The following is a 22,339-nucleotide window of genomic DNA, read 5'->3' on the forward strand; positions in this document are numbered from 1 at the left end:
TCTGAATGAGTTTAGCATCTCTCATCAACTTTTCTACTGGATATTCTTTACTGTAGCCGTAGCCTCCGTACACTTGAACCGCGTCAGTTGCTACTTCCATAAATGCGTCTGCTGCAAATGCTTTGGCATAAGAAGCAAGTTGCGTATTAGGCTTATTATTATCTAACAACCAAGCCGCTTTGTGAACTAAAAGACGAGATGCTTCGATTTTCATGGCCATTTCAGCAATCATAAACTGAATAGCTTGGTGCGCAGAAATAGGCACATTAAATTGAGTTCTCTCTTTGGCATATTTGACTGCATGGTCAAAGGCACATTGCGCACCACCAACAGCTGATGACGCTACCATTGGACGTGAGTGATCGAGGGTTTTCATGGCAATCTTCCAACCATTACCGAGACCACCAATGATATTTTCTTTAGGGACTTTTACATTGTTAAAAGTGACAGCTCTTGTATCCGAACAACGATGTCCCATTTTATTTTCTTTCTCACCAATCTCAATTCCTTCACTGCCTTTTTCAACAACTACGGCCGTAATGCCTTTGTGTTTGAGAGAAGGATCAGTTGTGCAGTAGACAACAAATAGATCAGCGTAACCTGCGTTTGTAATCCACATTTTATTACCGTTAAGACGGTAGCAGTCACCATCTTCTTTTAGAGTTGTCTTCAATCCTGCAGCGTCTGAACCATTGCCGGGCTCAGTTAAACAAAATGCTGCAATTTTATAACTCTCTGTGAAAGGTGTGAGAAAGCGTGCTTTTTGTTCATCATTAGCACCGATTACAATCGGAAGAAGTGCAAGGTCATTGGCCATAATTGCTGTATTCATACCAAGACAACCATAGGCAAGTGATTCTGTAATTATCATTGAATCTATTGTGGAAAATCCTGTTCCTCCAAAAGTTGTAGAAATACAAGTATTCACAAGACCAAGCTCCCACGCTTTTTGTAAGATAGGCATCGGCATTTGAGCTTTTTCATCATACTCAGAGGCGTGTGGCATCATTTCATTTCTTGCGAACTTCATGGCCATTTCTTGGATTTCTTTTTGCTCATCCGATAATTCAAAGTTAATCATATTGACCTCTTTTTTGATTAGGGAAAATTTCTATAAGGTGATTATAGAAACACACTGGATTTGGGTCAATGAGAGCAAATTAGATATTGTCTAGAGAACTTTTTGCTTGAGCAAAATTGTCAAAATTATCAGGGAAATGAAATTTTGTTTTCAACACTTCTGAATACGGAAGTTCGAGAAGAGGTAAAACGACAAAACTTCTTTCGAAGAGTCTTGGATGGGGCAACTGAAGTTTAACGGTATCGTTGGTTTGAAGGTCGAAAAAAAGAAGGTCGAGATCAATTGTTCGAGGGCCTTTTGGTATATCTCTTCTGCGTCCTAAGTCTTTTTCTATACTGAGAAGAAGATCCATTACAGACTCAGCATCTAGTGACGTTGGAGTTTTACACTGGATGACCATATTAAAAAAATCAGGTTGATTAAGATAATCAACAGCAGGTGATTCGTAGACGCGACTTTGAGCTTCAATTTCAAAATGATCTGAAATTTTTGAAATAGCATCGCGAAGATTGTTAGCTTTATTTTCTAAATTTGAACCAAGAGCAATAATGATAGGCACTAGTTTTCTTCTTTTTCAACGTCTTCAGCATTATCAGTAACAGAAGAATCTTTTTTGACTTCAATATAGGGAGCATCAATAGATGGTAAACTTAGAGAACTAGATTTTGGAGGGGCCTTAACACCACATGATGAAATATTGAATACTAGAAAAAATAGTGTAAGTCTAAAACTCCAAACTGAAACCGACGTTAAGCATGTCATTTCCGAAATCTCCTCGCATAAACCATCCTGGAACAAGACGTTTAAGAACAGTTACGCCAAAGATTACTCGTTTTTCTTTTAAACTGTCTACTAAATCGAGCTCTTTTTGTAATGCGACAGGATCAGTCTTTTGAGCATCTGGCTGACCGGCACCCGGACTATCGGCATTGATAATTTGAAAACCTGCATAGGGTTGGAAATAGGTAAACATTGGTCCAGCAAAAGTATATTTACCACGCACTGTGAGGTTTGTGATTTTTGTCCCTAGGCCATCATCAGGAAAGTTTTTTTGAGTTCCTTCACCATAAAGAACCTCTCCCCAGATATTGTCGTCAAATTGATAGGCCCATGAAGCATTAAATTGATTAAGTCGAATTGAGTTTTGATCTTTATCGATCGTATCAAGAAATCCAAGGGAGGCGGAAATGATATTATCGGTCTTGATTGCACGATTTTTGTTTTCGTTTAGATCGAGGTCATCTTCTGTAATAAGATCCTCATTGTATAAATCTTCTTCTTCGTTAATTTTTGAAGTCTCAGTTTCTTCTTTCTTTTTTACTTTGAAAAAACTGTCATCACCACGAAGGACTTTTACTTCATCACCAACACGAAGATCTTTAAAAAGATCTAGAGAGTAGGTTTTCAATATCTTGATACCTGCAATACCGTTAGTATCTTTTGCAACTAAAGCACGAGTAACAAGTTTGTTGAACTTGATTAAAGAAATAAAGTCACCCTTAGAGAAGGATTGATTCGTGTTCGTGATTATAAAAATTCTTCCTGAAGCAGAAATTTTTTCAATTTTTTCTGTAGGTAAATCACTAGCAACTTCTTCAACTGAAGCTGTATCGTCGAAATCATCCACGAATGATTGTGCATGAATCGAAAAGTTGAGTAAAAATGTCAGTAATAGAAAGACAAGTTTTTTCATACTGTTATTCTAAAGAAAAGGCCGATTCTCGTCTAGTTAGGGGGAAAAAGTGTACATCAAAAAAAATTAAACTTTCAATGTGTTAGTCCGAAACGAGTAATGACATAAACAAAGAAAGGAGTCTCGCATGAAATTTATGAATATCCTGGTTATGCTCTCACTGCTAAGTATGGCCGCTTGTTCAAGTAATAAAACTGAAGAAAATACAACTGCTGAAACAACTAGCCTTGATGAAAAACTACTTGAGGAAGATGCTGATTTCATCGTTGACTCTGATGATTCTGCACTAATGGAAGAAACGAATAAGGCCGAAGCTGGTGCAATGGCATCTGCTGAAGCAATTATGGAAGACCAACCGATGATAGAAGAAACTATGCCATCAACGTCACCATCTATAACTGAAATGGCCGAGTATACAGTTCAAGCTGGTGATACTCTAATGTTAGTTGCCTTCAAAGTTTGGGGAGACTATGAGAGATGGAAAGAGCTTTCACAATTAAATGGTGGTATCGAAATGGGGAATCTTCCTGTTGGAAAAACTCTTAAATACGTACCAAATGGCTTTACATGGAATCCACAAGGTCTTCCACACCTAATTAAAAGAGGTGATACTTTAGGAACAATTTCTACTGAAAAGTACGGAACTGATCAAAAGTGGAAAGATATTTGGGATAATAATAGACCAATGATTAAAGATCCTAATTTGATTTTTGCTGGTTTTACTCTATATTATATTCCTGTAGAGGAAAGAGATTTAGCATCTGAACCACAAGAACTATAAGATGATTAAAAAAAGTATATATAAAATGGGCCCTCTTCTAAAGAGGGCCTTTTTTATTGGATCACTATTAACTTTAACCGCCTGTTCGACTACGAAGAGTGCGGATTGGTCGTTCCAATTGGATCAGCCAATTAGTTCGGATTATGCCGCCCACCTTAAATATCTTGGGAGTAGTTTTTTAAATACACCAGGAACTGAGACAATACGTCTATCATCTAGCTCAAAAAAATATTTGAATGATATTTACTCAAGGCTTGTGAAAAACAATGAACTCTTATTGCCTCAAAATGATAGGCCAAATTTTAATGTCATAAAATCTAGAATTCCGTACTACTTCTCCTTGCCTGGATCAGACTTCTATTTTTCAACTGGTCTTATTGAACGTTATTTGAAAAATGAACAGCTTCTAGTCGCAATGTTAAGTGCCGAAACGTTTAAAAGTACCAATTTAATTTATGAAAAAAATGTAGTCGTGCCTACGGGATTTATTACTATCGAAAGAATGCTTTCACTCGTTAAAGTACCTCTTCCAGTAAAGTCTGAGATCAATAATAATTCTTATTTAATTCTAAGACGTTCTGGTTATGATCCTTCAGCTTATCTTATTTGGTTGCAGACACAGAACAAGAATATGTTAGACTTTTCACTACAGCACGGAACAACACGAAGACTGTCGCGTGAAGAGTATTTGTTCAAAAACTTCATCGCTTCTAAAAAAGATCGTTTTGAAGGTATTGAAGAAAAAAACTCTAGCAAGCAGTTCTATCAGTTTATTAATGAGATTAAAGGCCAGTTATGAAACACGAACAATCTGAAAAACTTTTTGTAGAAGAACTTTATAACGGTTCTGCGCAGAAAAATGACGGTCTATCAAAAATTAAAGATGTTCAACGCTTAACTGGTGATGCATCTACTAGAAGATATTATCGAGTTCAATCAACAACAAAAAGTTATGTTGTTTGCCTAGATAATCCTACAGATTTTGATTCTGATTTTTTTCAAATGCAAAATATTTTAGAAGAAAATAAAGTTCGCGTGCCACATATTTACGATGGAAGAAAAGATAAGGGGTATCTCTTAGAAGAAGATTTGGGTGATGTAACACTTCTTTCGAAGCTTGCAATTTGTTCGAAAGAAGAAGAATTGGCCCTATACATAAGAGCAATTGATGAAGTTGTAAAAATCCACAGTATAGATGTTCAGGACGGAAAACCTTACTCTAGCAGATATTTTGATTCAGAAAAACTTAATCAAGAAACGAATATGACTAATGAATATTTTTTAAGAAAATATTTAAAATTTTCAAACGAAACTATGATTTCAAGTATTGCATCTGTTCTAGATAAAATTAATTCCGAGTTAGCACAAGAAAAACAAGTTGTGTGCCATAGAGATTATCACAGTAGAAATTTGATGCTCAAAGATGATGAGATGATCGTTATCGATTTCCAAGATGCAAGACTTGGCCCTGCGCAATATGATCTTGTTTCATTGATCGATGATTGTTATTACAATCTCGATGCAGATAATAAAATTGCTCTACAAGAGTACTATTGTAAAGAGATGAAGATAACAAAAGATATTCAGTTTGATAGAATATACAATCTCATGCTTATCCAAAGAACGTATAAGGCCATCGGAAGTTTTTGTTATATTGCAGATACTCGAGGGGATTATCGTTATCTGAAATATGTGGGAAGAGCATTTGAGACAGTTCGTAATACTCTTAAAAAGTTTCCTGAATTTAAAGAACTCAATGAACTGTTAAGTAAGATCTATTATGAAAGTTAATGATACTGTCCTAATTCTCGCAGCAGGTTTTGGCACAAGAATGGGTGAGGTTGGAAAAAATCTTCCCAAGCCTTTGTGGCCGATTGATCAAACGACATTACTAGCAAAACAAATTCATTTTGCGAGAAGCATTAGTGATGGTGATGTTTGGGTAAACGTTCACCATTGTAAGGATTTGATGTGTAGTTATCTTCAAAGATTTTTCCCTTCAGTGAAAGTTATTATAGAAGATGAAATACTTGGTTCCGGTGGAGCAATTCATAATCTGATGAAAAATGCTGGTATATCTAATAATTTGATAACAATTAATAGCGACGTTCTCTATTCACTTAGTGAATCAGATATTGAAAAATTTCTTAGACCAATGGGGAGCGCGCGCGCCAGACTTGTCTCTATGCCTGTTGATGCAAATCAGTCATACAATGCGCTCATAACTGAGAATAATAAACTCGTCGAAATTACAAAACCAAAAGATGTTAAGTATAGAACTTACTGCGGTCTTGGAAGAATTCATTTAAAGGGTCTAAAAATAGTAGAAGGCGTATCGCCTTTTTTTGAAACTGTTGCACCTTATAAGTCTGAGAAAGTTGAAATTGATGATCTGCCGTCTTTAAAAATGAAAGACTACGGAACTCTTGAGGAGTATGCGGCCCAATTTTTAAACGCCACATTAAGTAAGGTTCATATTGGAAGTGAGCTAGGGTGGCTGACATTAGAGCGTTGTGGTGGCGCTATTTTAGCAAAATACGAAGGCCATTAATCTTCTTCTTAATCTTCTTCCAAAACTTCTTTGATACAATCAACAGGACACAACTCAACACAGATATTACACAGTGTGCAAGACCAGTTCTCAATAGAATATGTGTTGTCATGGATTAAGATAGCATTCTCAGGACAGGCAAGCCTGCAATTATCACATTGAATACATCTGTTGTTGATCTGTAGTTTCGGTAGCATAATGGTAGTGTGACATATTAATAAGATTAATCAATTTGGGACTATTTGCCCGGTGATCAATGAGAATATTGAAGAGAACCTCAGTAATTAAAAACTCCATAGTATTTTGCTTTTTTAGCATCATGTTCATGCATCTTGTTTATTCATTTCATAGCGGAATAAGCGCACTTGTGTGGAAGGATCTGTTGGATTTTTTAATGGGCGAAAAGTTGCTAGCGGCCTTAATGCTTGTAACTAGCTTTTGCTTATTTAAATGTTACAAATTCTCGAAATACATTTTTCCGGCCTTTACTCTAATTGTAGCGTTTAGAAGTGGAGTCTTATTCTTTGATGGTTTTGATAAGGTACTTCTTCTTTTAACATTTCTCTATATTCTGTGCGCATTCTATTTCTACCAACTTCTCATTTTGGAATTTGAAGAGGCCCTTTATAATCCGAACTATACTAAGAGGGATTTATGCGTTAATGGAAAACTTCAAAACGTTAAAATCCTAGTAGATGGCCAAATGGTTGAGGGACAAATAACAAATTTAGATAAGGGAAGTTTGTTCATAAAATTTGATAACCCTGTTCAGATTATTTCTAAAAAAATTAGAGTTGAAGTTGAGTTCCTTGGTAGGTTATTTCAGATTCTTGGGCTCACTATGACAAGTTATTCTGATGGGATTGGGCTTAGAATCGAAAATGGAGAAAATACTGCCAACAATGACCTAGGTTGGAATGAGTTATATGATATTCTAAAAGACCGAGGAATCATTAGGAATTAATATGAATAAACTGATCATTGTATTCGCTTCAATTTTATTGGCAACTTCATGTACAAAAAAATTAGGTCCAGAAGAAACATTAAGAGAGTTCATCGATTATAGATTCACAAGTAATCAATCTGCTGAAAAAATCATGAGCTTTCTAGATGGGGACATTCTTGAAGAGACTCAAGAAATGAAAGATGAAGAGCTAAAGCAATTTCTTGAAACAGAAAAGTTTAAAAAGAATAGCTTTAAGGTTGTCCATTCAAATTGCAATGCCGATAAGTGTTTTCTTACATATGTTTTAAAGTATGTTGAAACCAAAGAAGAAGAAAAATCAGAGACAGAAGTTAAGAAAATTGCAGAACTAAGAAAAGTTGACGAAAATACTTGGAAAATTTTTGATATTACTAATGTGAAAACATATATCGAAAATAAAGAAACTATCGGCGACAAATAGTTTAAGTCATCGGCAAATTTTTCCGATTTAGTGGTTATGGCACCACTAAAGAATGAAGAAAATTTAATATCCCAATTGCTTGAAGAAACTTACGAGATCTCGGAGACTTCTAAGCTTCACGACACGGGTTGTTTACAAAAATACTTCGAACTAAGAACGAATCAAGTTGAGCAAGAGGAAGATAATCCTTTTGTTCAGCTTTTTTATTTAAAAGGGATTTCATTTTTTGAAGTTCAGTATCTTGAAAAAATTGGCGCTTATAGGGTTAAGTTTAATAAGAATGTTATCGACTTTCCTGAGAACTGGGGTGTTTTTGAGTTAATTAAAAACGCGATGAACACTGCTCGGGTTGGTCTTTATAGAATCAAAGATTTTGATGAAACTCTTTATGAAGTCCTGTCTTGCTCAGATGCCTTTAATGGTGAGCCAAGTATTCTAGTCTTCAGGGACAATTCTTATTTATTTGTTCTGGATGATGGTGATAGTGCAAAACTTAAAATGATTCAAGATTTAGTTGATGAAGCTCAAATAAAAAAGGCCTCTTAAAGAGGCCTTTTTACTAAATACTTGTGTAGTAATCTTTCATCATTTTTGCATCAACTTCTAGGTTAGGGCTGTTGCAAATTACATAACCAGAAGCATCGTGCTCTTTAAGAGTTTTCAATAGGGCCTTCCAGTTAAATTCAGATTGATTCAGGTTCAGATGCTTCAAATCACCTTTAGAGTTTGAGCTAATTCCTGAAATATGAATGTGCATTTTCTTAAGCGCATTCGGTCCTAGTTCTTCTTTTAAACGAGTAAGAACTTGGTTGAATTCTTCTTCAGTATTGTACTCACCTGTTCTAGCGTAAAGGTGAGAGAAGTCCATACAAGGAGAACATGTTGTAACGTTCTTAGTAAGAGTGATTAGCTCTTCAAGAGAACCAAATTGAGATGTCTTACCTGTAAGTTCTGGACGAAGTTCAATTTCGATATCAAGACGGCTAAGTCTTTCTTCGATTACGTTCATACTTTTTTCTACTAGATCAAAAACATCATATGGAGAATCTTTCATGTAGAAAGCAGCGTGAAATGTCATAGATTCAGCACCACAAAGGTCTGAGATCTTAGCTGTTTGAATAATACGCTCAACAGATGAATCAATTTTATCTTGTTCACGGGCGTTAAGGTTAATGTAGTAAGGGCCATGAGACGTAAGTGGAATTCCTAGTTCGTAAGAAATTTTACGAAGACCTGAAGAGACTTCTTCTTTCATGCGTACGCCATGAGCGAACTCAAGTTGCATACAATCTAGACCAAGAGCGTGGATAGTTTTAACACCTTCAATTGGATTGTTTTTTTTCACAGTGCAATTTGGAACTCCAGCAGTTCCGAAGAGAAGTCTGTTCATTTGCATTCAAATCCCCCGATACAAACGTGCATTGATACAACTAATAAATGCGATTCACGATGTCATATCACATATCAAAATCGCACAGTAGGCACGCAGCAGCAAAGCCTTTGATTTTAGATATTTATGGCCCCTTCCCCAAAGGGCCCGCGACTTAATGACGAATCATTTTGGGTAATAGCCGTAATCAAAATTTTTGTCTATAATTTAGAAATTCTTATGTAAGAATTCCTACGTGTTGAAAAAAGGATAGTCTATTAGACAGTTTTTATTGCTATCATGGTGGATGGCGTACTTCATTTTAAGTGGGTTAATTGGCTACCTTGTGGCCGATCTGTTCTTTGCTGGCCTTGTGTTAGCGATATCCCTATTTCTTTCTATATTCATCTTTTTCTTCGGTGATCGCTTAATATTAGCGGCCATCAATGCCCGTGGGGCCTTGGTTTCAAGGGATCTTTGGAGACGTGCCAATAATATGTCTGCAAGGCTAGGTCTGGGGACTATTTATCTCTATAGTGCACCTTTTTTGAACCCGAATATCTATTTTCTTCAATCTGGGATGGGCAGAGCAAGTCTTGTCTTTGGTGGTGGAATTGAAGAGAAGCTCTCACAAGAAGAGCTTGATCTGGTGATTTATGCCAGCTTGAAGATCATTAAAATCAAGGAAGCAAGAGCAAAAATGCTTGTGAGCTTTGGCCATTACTTCTTGGCCCTTCCTCATTTTGCGCTAAAAAAGATCAAACCATTGGCCTGGCTAGGAACTATATATGAATTTCTTGCGATGCCTGGCCAGCTCATGAATAAGCTAGTGCTTAATTACCTAAATATGTCAGTTGTAGATAAGGAAGTGGGGCTAGAAACTGAACAAAACAGAGAGCTCGCGGGTTCAATTTATAAAATTGGGACCCTTTCTGGAAGAAATGCAACTTTTATTCAAAAGTATATAATGAATTCACTAACTTATGCCGATAATAAGAGAGATGAAAACGATTTTAGACTAAACGGCCAAGATGGCACGAGTCTTCGTTTTCAAAACTTAATATCGGAAAAGTAATGCTGAAAAAAATTAAACAGTTTGATTTTTCAAAACTCTATCCGTTTGCGTTCACAATTTTCTTTGTGGCGATTTTATTTCAATATAGCTTTTCAAATTTAGAAGCTGTCTTTTACGATATGCGTGTAAAGTATGATTTCGGAATTAGCTTCTTAGATAATATAGTTATTATTACTCTAGATGAAGAAAGTGACGACTTCTTGGGAGAATCTTATCCCTATACCTATGCAACACATAATCGATTATTAAAAAGAATCATTGAAGAAAAACCAGTTGTCGTAAACTATCTCGTCCATTTGGATGAGCCTGAAAGTGATAGAACAGAACTTGAGTTAGATAAATTTAAAGATACCATAAAAGAATTTACTAGTTCTGGAGGAGCATTTCGCTTTGGAACGGATTTGGATACATGGGGAGAACAACTTCCACCCGAAAGGCTGAGAGATGTTGGATATTCTCTGGCCATCCTAAATGTAGATAACGCCGTATTCGCAAGAGATGATGTTTCAAGAAAGACTATTTTAAATTATTCAGGTGAAGACTCTCTTCATCTTTGGGCCGCGAATGCATATCGAAGAAGAACCGGATATTTACCATTGAAGCTCAATGATATTAACGGCGCCTACTATGTAAGAGAGAGTGATGCGACTTTTGTAAATTTTAGATACTATGAAAACACTGTTGAAGGAAAAGGAAAGATTAAAAAGATTCCATTTCATAGAGTTGTCGTAGGGAATTTTCCAAAAGGTTTCTTTAAAAATAAACTCGTCCTGATTGGTCCAAGTTATTTATCAAATGCCTCAGACTTTGTGATGACTCCCTATGATCGAGAGAGTTATAGCTCGCCTAAAATAGGTGTACATGCATCTATAATTGAATCCTTAATTCAAAATAAAACAGTGGTGCAAGTACCGCGATTGTTTTCATATGTTCTTTCACTACTGTTAGGTTTAGTGCTTGCTTATGTTATTAATCGCATTAAGCCAACTCATGGTCTGGTGTTTACTCTAGTAACAATACTCTCAGTAATCGTTCTTTCGTATGTTTTATTTTCGTTGTTTGGACTTTGGATTTACCTAGCGCATATTCTTCTAACAATATTTGCAGTCTATTATATTTGGGTTCCCTTTAGGGCCATTGGTGAATATCAAAGACGCTATGCAATTCAAGAAGAAACAAAGCTATTGAAAAAAGTAGAAAATTTAAAACAAAACTTTATCTCTTTAATGAGTCATGATTTGAAAACACCCGTAGCAAAAATTGCAGGTATAGCTGATGTTGCGATCCATAAATATGGTTCAGCTGATCCCGGTGTACGCTTCGAGTTTTTACGCATTGTGGATGCGACCAAAGAACTGAATAAATTTATCACTTCAATTTTGGATCTTACAAAAATTGAATCTTCGAATTTGAGCTTGAACAAAGTTTCAAAAGATATCAATACTGTTATTGAACAGGTCTGTGACAATTTGAAGTTTGAGGCCGGTCAAAAAAATATAAAAATCGAAAAAGAAATAACACCTCTTTATCCGATTCAGATAGATGTGACACTTATAAACAGGGTTATTTCAAATCTTGTTGAAAATGCCATTAAATATTGTGAGGAAAACACTCAGGTAATCGTTAAATCTTGGGATGACGAGAAATGGGTTTATATAGAAATAACAGACAATGGTGATGGAATTCCAAAAGAAGATTTAGAGAATATTTTTGAGAAATTTTATCGCGTTAAAAATGACAAAAGCCATGAAATCAAAGGTAGTGGACTTGGTCTTTATCTTGTGAAGTATTTCGTTGAACTCCACGGGGGAACAATTGTCTGCGAATCAAATATTGGAATTGGTACAACTTTTAGAATAAAATTAAGGAATGAATAGGAGTTTAATATGTATAGAGTACTCGTAGTTGATGATGATAAAGTTTTACAGGACAACGTTAGACAGGCCTTAGAGTTCCATCATTTCAATGTCGATGTTGCAAACAATGGTAAAGAAGCTGTTGGTGCAGTTTATAGAGAGAAATATGATCTTGTTGTTATGGATGTTAATATGCCAGAAATGACAGGGATTGAAGCTCTCGCTGAAATTAAAAAATATGATCCTTCGATAATCGTGATTATCCTTACAGCATACTCAAATGTTACTGATGCAGTAAAGGCCGTTAAGGAAGGTGCCTACAACTATCTTGAAAAACCAATCACTAGTGAAAATCTTGTTGCTCTTATTAAAAGAGCATTGAAAGCAAGAAGTTTAGTAGAAACATCTATGTTCTCTGCTCCTACGCTTTCACTGGGACAAGGATCAGATCAATTTGTTGGTGAATCTGATGTCATGAAAAAAGTTTTCAATGTTATCAGTAAACTAGCACAAGTTAATACGCCTGTTCTTATCAGAGGTGAATCAGGTACAGGTAAAGAGCTTGTTGCGAAGGCAATTCACTTCAATGGTCCAAGAAAAGATGAGAAGTTTGTTACAATCAACCTTGCTGCTATCCCAGATAATCTTATTGAGTCAGAGTTATTCGGTCACGAAAAGGGTGCTTTTACAGGGGCGACTGAAAGAAAAATTGGTAAATTTCAATATGCTGATGGTGGAACAATCTTTTTAGATGAAATAGGTGATGTTTCTCCAACAATGCAAGTGAAGCTCCTTCGTGTTCTTCAAGAGAAAACTTTTACACCGGTTGGATCTAATAGAGACATCAAGTGTGATGTTAGAGTGATCGCTGCTTCACATAAGCCATTTGAAAAAATGATTAAGGAAGGAACTTTCAGAGAAGACTTATTTTATAGATTGAACGTTCTTCCAGTTTACCTGCCTCCATTAAGAGAGAGAAAAGACGATATTAATTTTCTTGTTGAATACTACTTAAAATATTTCAACAATCTTCACAATCTCCAGATCTCAGGTTTTACACCTGATGCAATGGAAGCTATGAAAAACTATTCATGGCCGGGAAATATTCGTGAACTAAGAAACGTTATTGAACACTCGTTTATTATTGAGTCAACAGATACAATTAACTTCAATTCTCTTCCTGAAACAGTGAAGAAAAACTCTCAACAAGCACAAACACATATTGTTGAAGATGAAGAAGAAAGTATTATTGATTTCGAAGGTATTAAAGAGAGTGTTCTTAATAAAGAAATCAATGAATCGGAAGAGGGACTCAAATTTACATTTAAATTAGGGTCAGAAAATGATTATAATATGGACTTCCAGGTAGCAAAAGAATTGTTTGAAAAACAGTTTATTATTGAGGCCCTAAGAGTTAATAAAGGTAAGATTAATCAAACCGCCTTGAAAGCGAATATTCCAAAGAAGACGCTTTTGAGAAAAATTGAGAAGTACGAAATTAATCCAAAAGAGTACTACTAAAAGGTAGAGGATGAATAGAATTTGGCGTTTGACCCTTGTGATGGTTGCAATTATTTTAGTGGATCAGTTCACAAAGGGCTATATTCAATCAGCTTTCCAACTTGGAGAGATTAAAGCAGTTATACCTGGATTTTTTAACTTAACTTATGTTCAAAATACTGGGGCGGCCTTTGGGTTTGGTGCAGGTTCAGAAGAATGGTTTAGAGTTCTTATGTTCTTGGCGCTGCCTGTGGTGGCATGTTTTTGGTTGCTTTATTTGATTTGGGACACACGCCACAAAGCACTTGTTTTATGTTCTGCCTACTCACTTATTTTGGCCGGTGCTATTGGAAATCTTATTGACCGTTTCTATCTAAAGTTCGTGGTTGATATGTTTGATTTTTATTATGGTACATGGCACTTTGCGGCCTTCAATGTTGCAGACAGTGCAATTACGATTGGGGCGATGCTTTTGATTTATGATTTTATTTTTTTAGAGAAAAAAAGAAAAGTTGAAGAAGAAAAGACGGTATAAAAAAAGGCTCCTAACGGAGCCTTTTTTATTATGCAGTTTCTTCTGTTTCTTCATCTTTTTTAAGACTAATTCCATACTCTGAATTTAATTGCTCTAGAGCATCTTCTTCAATGTAAAGTTCTGAACTCAATGTTTCATTACCCCAAGCGATGAAAGCGTCGTCATGGTGATACATTGTGATCGTCTCCCAAGGACAGTCTTGTGAACAGTTTTGACAACCAATACAGCGAGAAAGGTCGATTTCTACAGTTTGTCTAAAGGCTGGGTTCGATGCATCTGGACCTGGTACTAACTCGATTGAGTCTACAGGACACCCTTGAATACAAACTTCACAACCTGTACAACCTGATTGGTGCACAACAGCAAGTAGTTTAGGTGGTTTCTTCCCCTTACGAACAGGCTTTAATCTTGCCGTATGATATGGGTTTTCCACTAGAATTTTTTGTTCTTCGCTCATTTCGTACCTATTTTGTAATTTGTAATCCTAATATAGCACAAAAAATGCCAATCAATAAAGATGGGATTTTGCCCCTATGAGTATATTAGGATATATTCCCTATACTTTAAAATTTGAAAAATGTGAATGTAAATAAATTTATTTGGCGGTAACTATGAAAAGATTAAGATTTGTAACTGCAGCATCGCTATTTGATGGTCACGATGTCTCAATAAACATTATGAGAAGACTCCTCCAGGCCAATGGAGTAGAGGTAATCCATTTAGGACACAATCGTTCGGCAAAAGAAGTCGTAGATGCGGCCCTGCAAGAAGATGCCCATGCGGTAGCTTTAAGCTCATACCAAGGTGGACACAACGAATATTTCGCTTATATCCGAGAGCTTTTAGATGAGGCCGGGGCCAAGAACGTAAGAATTGTCGGCGGTGGTGGTGGAGTAATTACTCCCTCTGAAATTAAGGCCCTACACGACAAAGGTATCACTAGAATTTATTCGCCTGAAGACGGAATGAAGATGGGTCTAGTGGGAATGATCGAAGATATGATCAAAAGATCAGAGCACTCGACAATTGATGATGTGAATTTTAGTGAAATTCAAAAAAGAGATTTAAGCTACTATGATATTTCAAAAGTAATTACATATATTGAAGACAATGGTGAATTACCTTTTTCTGTAACAGAAAAGAAGACACCTGTTCTTGGTATTACAGGAACTGGTGGTGCAGGTAAATCATCTTTAATTGATGAATTACTTCTGCGTTTTCACAGAAGTTTTCCAAATAAAAAAGTGGCCCTTATTTCTGTAGATCCTACTAAGAAAAAAACTCAGGGAGCTCTTCTAGGGGACAGAATTAGATTGGGAAGTGCTGTTTACGATAATTTCTATATCAGATCCCTTGCGACTAGAGATTCGAAAACTGAACTTTCTCCACAAATTCAAAAAGTCGTTTCTTTTATGAAGTCGCTAGACTTCGATCTCGTGATCGTTGAAACTTCAGGGATTGGTCAAGCATCAGATGAAATTACAAAAGTTGCAGACAAGTGTGCTTATGTAATGACACCGGAATATGGGGCAGCATCTCAGCTTGAAAAAATTGAAATGCTTGAGCAGGCAAATTTCGTGATTTTGAATAAATTTGAAAAACCGAGATCTGAAGATGCTTTAAGAGATATAAGAAAGCAATATAGAAGAAACCACAATCTTTTTGCTGGTCACCCTGGTGCACCAACAGATGAAGAGTTACCAATTTATGGAACTATGGCATCTCAATTTAATGATGCTGGTGTGAACGCTCTTTTTTATGATCTGGCCAAGAGTTTAGACTTTGATGTTGACCATCTAGACCATATTAAAAAAGAAAAAGTTCCAACGAATAAGACAAAGATAATTCCAGCAGAGAGATCTTTATACCTAAGAGAAATTTCTTCTGCTTGTAAGAACTATAATGAAGAGGCGAATCGTGTTGCCGAATTAATTAAAGATTATGAAGCATTAGAAATCTCTGCAAATATCCTAAAGGACAATAAAGAGATTGCCCTTAAAAGAGATGAGGTTAAGGCACTTATTCCAGAAACTGCGCTTTCTGAACTTGAGCTTTTTGAGGCAACTGTTGCTCAATATACCAATGGACTCTTTACATACACTGTTCGTGGAAAAGATATTAATGTAAAAACAAAATATACTTCTCTAAGTCAAAATGAAATTTCAAAAGTTGGAGTTCCTAATTATAAATCTAAGTTTGAAAAATATAGATTTATTAAAAAATCAAATCTACCAGGACACTTCCCATACGCATCAGGAATTTTCCCATTCAAGCGTGCTGATGAAGACCCAAAAAGAATGTTTGCTGGAGAAGGTGGACCGCTTAGAACGAATAAGCGTTTTCACTATCTTTCTGAAAATGATCCGGCAAAACGCCTTTCAACTGCGTTTGACTCAGTAACACTTTACGGTGAAGACCCTGATTATAGACCGGACATCTTTGGTAAAATTGGTGAGGCCGGTGTTTCAATTGCAACTCTTGATGATATGCAAGACTTATTCAAAGGATTTAAATTAACAGATCCAATGACTTCTGTTTCGATGACAATCAATGGTCCTGCGCCAATTATTCTGGCAATGTTTATGAATACGGCAATGAAACAAGATCTTCAGGGGACAGATTTTTGGGATGAGGCAAAACGTATTGCTGTTATGCAAATGGTACGTGGTACTGTTCAGGCCGATATTTTAAAAGAAGATCAGGCACAGAATACTTGTATATTCTCTCTTGAATTCGCTCTTAAACTTATGGGAGATGTTCAATCATTTTTCTGTAAGCATGCAATCAAAAACTATTATACGGTTTCTATTTCTGGGTACCACATTGCTGAAGCTGGGGCGAACCCAATTACTCAAGTTGCTTTCACTCTTTCAAACGGCTTCACATTTGTAGAATACTATTTAAGCCGTGGCATGAATATTGATGATTTCTCTGGAAACTTATCATTCTTCTTCAGTAATGGTCTTGATCCTGAGTATACAGTTATTGGCCGTGTTGCTAGAAAAATTTGGGCCGTTGCCATGAGAGATAAGTACGGTGCAAATACTAAATCACAAATGTTCAAGTATCACATCCAAACTTCAGGGCGTTCGTTACATGCTCAAGAGATTGATTTCAACGATATTAGAACAACACTTCAAGCATTCCTTGCTCTAAGTGATAACTGTAACTCTCTTCATACAAATGCCTATGATGAAGCCATCACAACTCCTACAGAAGAATCGGTAAGACGTGCAATGGCCATTCAGATGATTATCAATAGAGAGTTTGGCTTAAACAAGACAGACAATCCTATGCAAGGATCTTATATTTACGAAGAGCTTTGTGAGATAGTTGAAGATGCCGTGCTTGCAGAATTCGAAAGAATTTCTGATAAAGGTGGCGTTCTTGGTGCTATGGAATCAATGTACCAAAGAAGTAAAATTCAAGAAGAGTCATTATACTACGAAACACTGAAAGACTCAGGAGAGCTTCCAATTATTGGTGTTAATACTTATATCGCAGATAATATTGATGAGCAGTTGAATCAGGAAATTGAAATTTCTCGTTGTTCTGATGAAGAGAAGACTGAGCAAATTAAACGTCTTGAAAATTTCAAAGCAAAAGCTGGTGATAAAGGTGAGGAATCTCTTAAGCGCTTAAGAGAAGTTGCCCTAACTGGTGGTAATATTTTTGAAGAGCTTCTTACTACTGTTAACTACTGCTCACTAGGACAAATTACAAATGTACTTTATGAAGTTGGTGGAAGATACAGAAGGAATATGTAATGGCCAAATCGAAAGTTTATACGAGAAGTGGTGATAAAGGTCAGACGGGACTTGTTGGTGGGTCCCGTATTTCAAAAGGCTCAGATCTTATTGATCTTTATGGTGAAGTTGACGAATTAAATTCTCACTTAGGTGTCGCGACTACATTAATTAATGATAAAGCACTTCTTGAAGACTTACACACGATTCAGGTTAAACTTTTTGATCTTGGAAGTAATCTTGCTTGTGAAGTTGAAAAAAGACTTCAATTCAAGTTGCCACAACTTTCAAAACAAGATGTTGATTGGTTGGAACAAAAAATAGATAAATTAGATACAGAGCTTGAACCACTAAAGTATTTTGTACTACCAGGTGGTTCACAGGCCTGCGCTGTTTTACATGTTTGTCGAACTGTTTGCAGAAGAGTTGAAAGAAAAATGGTTGCACATTTAGCCGTTGAAGATACGCCTGAAAGTTCTCGCGAGTATATCAATAGATTGTCTGATTATTTCTTCGTCTTATCTCGCTATATAAATAAAGTTGAAGGAAAAGCAGAAATTTATTGGGTTCCCAAAAAAGATTAAGCTTTAAAAAGCTTCAATATTTTATCTAGAAGTCCTTCTTCTTTTTTTACAGGAGAAGGTTTCGTTCTTGCTCTCTTTTTAATTTTTGCACTTTCTTTGGCCTCGACCTTTGGCGATCGATCAATTTTAATCATTCGAGTCATACCAGATGATTCTTCAAGCTCCATCTCTGTAATATTTTTTCCAACTTTTACAGGGCCTGCTGAATTTACTTCTTTATCAGCATCATTGGCCGGTTCTGCACTTTGATTGATTGGCTTTTTACGATTGATCTTCATTACGGTTGTAGCGTCTTGAGCTGATTCTTGAGTATTTGTTATACCAATTACGGGCTTTTCATTAATTTCAATTGAGCTACGTTCAAAGCTTGAGAGTGAACCACTATCAATACTGATTTTGATATTGGGTCCAATGGTAAGAACGTCATTAATACGCAATAAGCTCTCAGAAATAGAACTTTGATTTAGAAACGTACCATTAGTAGACCCTAAGTCTTTAACGACTATTTTGCCTTGTTCTGTTTTTTTAAATGCGAGATGCTTACCACTGACATGATCGTCAGTGAGCTTGATATCACACGAGCTAGAACGGCCGATAGTTTTAATCGACTTATCAAGTATGAGTTCATGGACATTTTCGCTTTCGTACACTTTAACTTTGATTACCATATTACCTCATTCCAAATACTTATCGGAATTCATAAGAAAACTATAAGCAAAAAGGAGGAGTTTCATTTAAAATTATAGTGTGATAAACCTGTACTGACATAATTAAGCATAAGAAAAATAGGGGCATCTTGATGGAAACGTCAAAAGTTGTTGAAATTACAGATAAAGCCGTTAAACAAATTGAAACAATTTTTTCAACTGATCAAAATAATCAGGGGAAAGGACTGAGGCTTGGAGTGGTCGGTGGGGGCTGTTCTGGTCTTTCCTATAAAATTGATTTTGATTATAAGAAAGATAAAGACAATGTAATGAGCTTTGAGCATTTTGAAGTCTATATTGATCCAAAATCATCAATTTACTTAAAAGGTGTTGTCTTAGATTTTAAAGATGGCCTAGCAGGTAAAGGATTTGTTTTCAGTAATCCTAACGCTACAAATACTTGTGGTTGTGGTGAGTCTTTTTCAGTCTAGGTGAATAAATTGAAAATTTGTGATGAAATCATTTTAGGTGGTCACTTTAAAGGTGACATGTTCGATCTTTTCCAAGTTACAGGAGAAGATCGTACTCGTTATATGCAAGGCCAACTTACGGCCGATTTAAAATCAATTAGCTCTAATGAAGGCCTACTAAATACCCGTCTTACTCAGCACGGTAAGGTTGTTTCTTATTTGTATTATCTTGTTGGTACAAATTGCGATTATATGATTGTGCCGAAGGAAACTTCAGTAGTTTTAAAGAGTGATTTAGAGAAGTTTATTATTATGGATGATGTTGAGATCACGACATCGACTAATAAAGCACAATTCTCATTTGGTCTTGAATCTTTTTCTAAAAAAGATGAGAACGATTTCAGGGTAAATATTTTTGATGAACCTGGAGTTATTAGTATTGTTGAAGAATATGAAGATTTAGAGTTCTTAGATGAAAACAAGCTTGAACAATATGCTGTTCTAACCGGATATCCAGTCTGGAATAAAACAGTAAAAGAAAATGAATTCATTAATGATTCAAGATTAAATGAATTGGCCATTTCTTATAAGAAAGGGTGTTTTCTTGGACAAGAAACAGTTGCAAAAATTAATAATAATCGCGGTGCTGCCTACTATCCGACGCTATTAGAGTTTACTGAAGAAAATCAGATTTTTATTTCAGGAAATATTCTAATGATTGAAGACCGTAAGGGTGGAGAAGTCATTGGGTCAACAGAAGTTGATGGAAAAAATTACGTCTTAGTTAAATTATATAGAGATTTCAGAGTTGATAAAAAGAAATTTGAAGTCTCTTTTGAAAATAAGAAATTTAAAGCTACAGTACACTATGCACCTTTGTTTGGTTCATTTGATAGAAATCAAAAGGCCGAATATTACTATGATCATGCTATTTCATTGTTTCAAAATGATGAAGAGCAAATGGCCCTGAAATATTTGTATGCTACAGTTCAATTGAAACCTGATTTTGCAGACGCTTATGAAGTCATTGGGGTTATATTAGGTCGCCATGAAAAATACAATGAAGGTATTGAGTATATGGATAAGCTTCTTGCCGTTGATGAATCTTCGGTAATGGCACATACAAATAAATCTCTCTATCTAATGAAGTTAGGAAAAATTGAAGAAGCAGAAGAACAAAAAAGTATGGCCACAGTAAAGACTTTCGAACGATTAGGTAAAGAAGCTGCTGCAAAAAGAGCGGCCGCTGACGAGGCCCAAAAAAGAAATGCTGAAATTGAAAGACGTGAATCAATGTTTAAACAGGTTTTAGAGATTGATGAGAATGACGTCTTGGCCAACTATGGTATGGCCGATATTTATTATTATAGGAAAAATTATACGGCCGCTATAGAACACTTAGATGTCGTGCTTGCTGAAGATGCTCAATACTCAAACGGCTATTACTTATTAGGAAAGTGTCTACTTGAAACAGGTGACACTGTTAGGGCCAAGGATGTTTTAGAGAAAGGTGTTGTTGTTGCCTCTAAAAGAGGGGACATGATGCCAGCAAATGGCATGCAGTCCCTACTTAATTCTATCAATTAATCATTTAAAGAATAATGAGCACGTTTTTCTTTTAAAGTTTCTACGAGCTCATTAATTTCTTTACCAGATTCAGGATCTTGCTCTAGAAGAGTTTTATGAATCGCAGTAATTCCATCTTTCATTTGCTCAATCAAATTATAAATTGAAAGAATAAGATTGTTACCTTCTGGTGAGACCTTACCATTTTCAAAAGCATGTTCAAGATCAAGAGCACAGTACGTGAGCATATAGTACTCTTCTACAGCTCTTCTTTTAACTTTAAGCTTTTCTTCTTTTGTAAACTTATAGAAAGCATCTAATTTTCCGGTCGTAATCGCCGCATCTAATTCATGAAATAGATTAAGCGCCCAGTAAAATGTAAAGACAGCGTGGTAGATTCCTCGAATAGGTCTTAAAGCTCTTCGCCATGGACTATAGTAGATCTTCTCATCGTCTTCAAAGATAAGTTCTGTATAGTTAAGAAAAGTATTTAAATAGTGGTGACCATTCTCATGAAGAAGGTCATCCATTAAATCAACGAAGTCTCTTTCAAACATATTGATTGAAGAGAACCCTGGAAGCGATTGCATTGAGAAACTAACAATCCCTGGTTCGTTCACAGGAACTATAGAGTGAGTGAAACTCATGAATGTATCTAAAAGTCCTGGATTAGAGTCACCGATCAGTTTAAGTGCTAATCCAATTTTCTCTTTGAATTCAATTTCTCTTTTTCTTCCCTCTTCACAGATTGGAAGAAGAAAAATTCTATGTTCACCAACAGTGATATAGTCGTGATTTTCACGAATAGGTACTTCGTAAAGATCAGTATTGATCTCTACTTCGAATCCTTGGCGTTGCTCAAAAACACTTTTTAGGGCAATACTAGGATAAATATCAGAAGGCTCTGGAAAATCAGCAATACGATGTTGTTCACCAATATACATACGCTCTGGTGAATCACCAATTTCTGGAATGACATTATAAAGAATAACATCTTTTAGTTCATGGTGAGTTGAAGCAATATGCAAATAGTAAAAACTTAAGATTTGATTTTCTAGGATAGTTAGCAGATTCGATGATGCTTCAATAATATTGTTGCTCTCATCTAACATCTCAAGAAATGATTGCGCCATTTCTGAATCATTCCAAAAATTAAATAATTCATCTTCTGATTCTGAGAATTCGAAGTCAGACTCATCCTCTTCAGCTTCTTGAATTTCATCATGTAATTGAACAACGTAAATGAGATTCTCAAGAAGTGTTGTCCAATAGAAATTGAAAGAAGTGTAGTTATTAAGAGCAGGGTCCTTAATGATTTTTGCTAGGCCTTGAAGGAATTCTTTTGAAAGGTGTTCCGTTTCAAATCCCTGTGCCATATCCTCTCGGATATCCTGAATAAGGTCTTTGTAGTTAGCAACAACATTAGCTTTAATGTCTTTATGAAACTTTGAAGAACAAATATTCTTTGCTGTAATCATG

The 22,339-nt window shown here is 35.8% G+C and carries 24 protein-coding genes; 15 read left to right on the forward strand and 9 right to left on the reverse strand.

Annotation, left to right across the window (positions count from 1 at the left end; all coding sequences use genetic code 11):
• From M899_RS13505 to M899_RS13520, 4 genes are all read right to left on the reverse strand, one after another.
• A partial coding sequence (locus tag M899_RS13505; RefSeq protein WP_021272040.1) for an acyl-CoA dehydrogenase family protein occupies nt 1-1,081 on the reverse strand: 1,081 nt, incomplete at its 3' end.
• 79 nt (nt 1,082-1,160) lie between these two features.
• Nucleotides 1,161-1,640, reverse strand: a complete 480-nt coding sequence (folK, locus tag M899_RS13510) for a 2-amino-4-hydroxy-6-hydroxymethyldihydropteridine diphosphokinase (protein ID WP_021272052.1) — start codon at nt 1,638-1,640, stop codon at nt 1,161-1,163.
• Nucleotides 1,640-1,843, reverse strand: a complete 204-nt coding sequence (locus M899_RS13515) for a hypothetical protein (protein WP_021272084.1) — start codon at nt 1,841-1,843, stop codon at nt 1,640-1,642. Before M899_RS13515 ends, folK begins: the two co-directional genes overlap by 1 nt.
• On the reverse strand, nt 1,806-2,774 hold the full coding sequence (locus M899_RS13520; protein ID WP_034729516.1) for a hypothetical protein: 969 nt from the start codon (nt 2,772-2,774) through the stop codon (nt 1,806-1,808). Before M899_RS13520 ends, M899_RS13515 begins: the two co-directional genes overlap by 38 nt.
• 127 nt (nt 2,775-2,901) lie before the next feature.
• On the opposite strand from M899_RS13520, the gene M899_RS13525 reads away from it, so the two are divergent.
• Genes M899_RS13525 through M899_RS13540 form a run of 4 tightly spaced genes read left to right on the forward strand, consistent with a single transcriptional unit; the run spans nt 2,902 to nt 6,106 of the window.
• Entirely contained in the window at nt 2,902-3,555 is a 654-nt protein-coding gene (locus M899_RS13525) for a LysM peptidoglycan-binding domain-containing protein (protein ID WP_021272055.1), read from the forward strand.
• Nucleotide 3,556: 1 nt separating this feature from the next.
• Complete coding sequence (locus M899_RS13530) at nt 3,557-4,354, forward strand: hypothetical protein (protein ID WP_034729519.1); 798 nt, start codon at nt 3,557-3,559, stop codon at nt 4,352-4,354.
• On the forward strand, nt 4,351-5,346 hold the full coding sequence (locus M899_RS13535) for an aminoglycoside phosphotransferase family protein (protein WP_021272066.1): 996 nt from the start codon (nt 4,351-4,353) through the stop codon (nt 5,344-5,346). Before M899_RS13530 ends, M899_RS13535 begins: the two co-directional genes overlap by 4 nt.
• The gene (locus M899_RS13540) at nt 5,336-6,106 is read left to right on the forward strand and encodes an NTP transferase domain-containing protein (protein ID WP_021272045.1); all 771 of its coding nucleotides are present in this window, start codon (nt 5,336-5,338) and stop codon (nt 6,104-6,106) included. Before M899_RS13535 ends, M899_RS13540 begins: the two co-directional genes overlap by 11 nt.
• An 8-nt stretch (nt 6,107-6,114) precedes the next feature.
• Here M899_RS13540 and M899_RS18250 read toward each other — a convergent pair whose 3' ends face one another.
• A complete protein-coding gene (locus tag M899_RS18250) occupies nt 6,115-6,303 on the reverse strand; it encodes a 4Fe-4S dicluster-binding protein (RefSeq protein WP_081653838.1) in 189 nt (62 codons plus the stop codon).
• A 197-nt stretch (nt 6,304-6,500) separates the two neighbouring features.
• Between M899_RS18250 and M899_RS13545 the strand changes: the two genes are divergently transcribed.
• The 3 genes from M899_RS13545 to M899_RS13555 are packed head-to-tail and all read left to right on the forward strand — an operon-like array spanning nt 6,501 to nt 8,058.
• Nucleotides 6,501-7,070 carry a hypothetical protein gene (locus M899_RS13545; protein ID WP_021272076.1) on the forward strand — a complete coding sequence of 190 codons (570 nt, stop codon included), beginning with the start codon at nt 6,501-6,503 and terminating at the stop codon, nt 7,068-7,070.
• A 1-nt stretch (nt 7,071) separates the two neighbouring features.
• Complete coding sequence (locus M899_RS13550; RefSeq protein ID WP_021272056.1) at nt 7,072-7,512, forward strand: hypothetical protein; 441 nt, start codon at nt 7,072-7,074, stop codon at nt 7,510-7,512.
• A gap of 36 nt (nt 7,513-7,548) precedes the next feature.
• A complete protein-coding gene (locus M899_RS13555) occupies nt 7,549-8,058 on the forward strand; it encodes a hypothetical protein (protein WP_021272038.1) in 510 nt (169 codons plus the stop codon).
• Nucleotides 8,059-8,071: 13 nt separating this feature from the next.
• Here the strand turns inward: M899_RS13555 and M899_RS13560 are convergent, their stop codons facing one another.
• On the reverse strand, nt 8,072-8,908 hold the full coding sequence (locus M899_RS13560; protein ID WP_021272080.1) for a TIM barrel protein: 837 nt from the start codon (nt 8,906-8,908) through the stop codon (nt 8,072-8,074).
• A 280-nt stretch (nt 8,909-9,188) separates the two neighbouring features.
• On the opposite strand from M899_RS13560, the gene M899_RS13565 reads away from it, so the two are divergent.
• The 4 genes from M899_RS13565 to lspA are packed head-to-tail and all read left to right on the forward strand — an operon-like array spanning nt 9,189 to nt 13,847.
• Nucleotides 9,189-9,956, forward strand: coding sequence for a hypothetical protein (locus M899_RS13565; RefSeq protein WP_021272042.1), 768 nt, complete (start codon nt 9,189-9,191; stop codon nt 9,954-9,956).
• Nucleotides 9,956-11,833 (forward strand): ATP-binding protein, encoded by a 1,878-nt coding sequence (locus M899_RS17935; protein ID WP_021272085.1) that lies wholly within the window; start codon nt 9,956-9,958, stop codon nt 11,831-11,833. Before M899_RS13565 ends, M899_RS17935 begins: the two co-directional genes overlap by 1 nt.
• Nucleotides 11,834-11,842: 9 nt before the next feature.
• Nucleotides 11,843-13,333, forward strand: a complete 1,491-nt coding sequence (locus M899_RS13575; protein WP_021272090.1) for a sigma-54-dependent transcriptional regulator — start codon at nt 11,843-11,845, stop codon at nt 13,331-13,333.
• A 10-nt stretch (nt 13,334-13,343) separates the two neighbouring features.
• A complete protein-coding gene (gene lspA, locus M899_RS13580) occupies nt 13,344-13,847 on the forward strand; it encodes a signal peptidase II (protein WP_021272063.1) in 504 nt (167 codons plus the stop codon).
• 28 nt (nt 13,848-13,875) lie between these two features.
• On the opposite strand, the gene M899_RS13585 is transcribed toward lspA, so the two are convergent.
• Nucleotides 13,876-14,304 carry a 4Fe-4S dicluster domain-containing protein gene (locus M899_RS13585; RefSeq protein ID WP_021272060.1) on the reverse strand — a complete coding sequence of 143 codons (429 nt, stop codon included), beginning with the start codon at nt 14,302-14,304 and terminating at the stop codon, nt 13,876-13,878.
• A 154-nt stretch (nt 14,305-14,458) separates the two neighbouring features.
• On the opposite strand from M899_RS13585, the gene icmF reads away from it, so the two are divergent.
• Both icmF and M899_RS13595 read left to right on the forward strand, forming a co-directional pair.
• Nucleotides 14,459-17,614, forward strand: coding sequence for a fused isobutyryl-CoA mutase/GTPase IcmF (gene icmF / locus M899_RS13590; protein WP_021272035.1), 3,156 nt, complete (start codon nt 14,459-14,461; stop codon nt 17,612-17,614).
• Nucleotides 17,614-18,177 carry a cob(I)yrinic acid a,c-diamide adenosyltransferase gene (locus tag M899_RS13595; RefSeq protein WP_021272086.1) on the forward strand — a complete coding sequence of 188 codons (564 nt, stop codon included), beginning with the start codon at nt 17,614-17,616 and terminating at the stop codon, nt 18,175-18,177. Before icmF ends, M899_RS13595 begins: the two co-directional genes overlap by 1 nt.
• Here the strand turns inward: M899_RS13595 and M899_RS17940 are convergent.
• Complete coding sequence (locus M899_RS17940; RefSeq protein WP_021272041.1) at nt 18,174-18,845, reverse strand: FHA domain-containing protein; 672 nt, start codon at nt 18,843-18,845, stop codon at nt 18,174-18,176. The genes M899_RS13595 and M899_RS17940 overlap by 4 nt on opposite strands.
• Before the next feature lie 131 nt (nt 18,846-18,976).
• On the opposite strand from M899_RS17940, the gene M899_RS13605 reads away from it, so the two are divergent.
• Both M899_RS13605 and M899_RS13610 read left to right on the forward strand, forming a co-directional pair.
• On the forward strand, nt 18,977-19,315 hold the full coding sequence (locus M899_RS13605; RefSeq protein ID WP_021272088.1) for a HesB/IscA family protein: 339 nt from the start codon (nt 18,977-18,979) through the stop codon (nt 19,313-19,315).
• Between the two features lie 9 nt (nt 19,316-19,324).
• Nucleotides 19,325-20,881, forward strand: coding sequence for a tetratricopeptide repeat protein (locus tag M899_RS13610; RefSeq protein WP_021272079.1), 1,557 nt, complete (start codon nt 19,325-19,327; stop codon nt 20,879-20,881).
• Here M899_RS13610 and M899_RS13615 read toward each other — a convergent pair.
• Nucleotides 20,878-22,338: an aKG-HExxH-type peptide beta-hydroxylase gene (locus M899_RS13615; protein ID WP_021272068.1), complete on the reverse strand. Its 1,461-nt coding sequence runs from the start codon at nt 22,336-22,338 to the stop codon at nt 20,878-20,880. The genes M899_RS13610 and M899_RS13615 overlap by 4 nt on opposite strands.
• Nucleotide 22,339: the final 1 nt, after the last annotated feature.

It is taken from the genome of Bacteriovorax sp. BSW11_IV, from assembly GCF_000447755.1.
Classification (GTDB): Bacteria; Bdellovibrionota; Bacteriovoracia; order Bacteriovoracales; family Bacteriovoracaceae; genus BSW11-IV.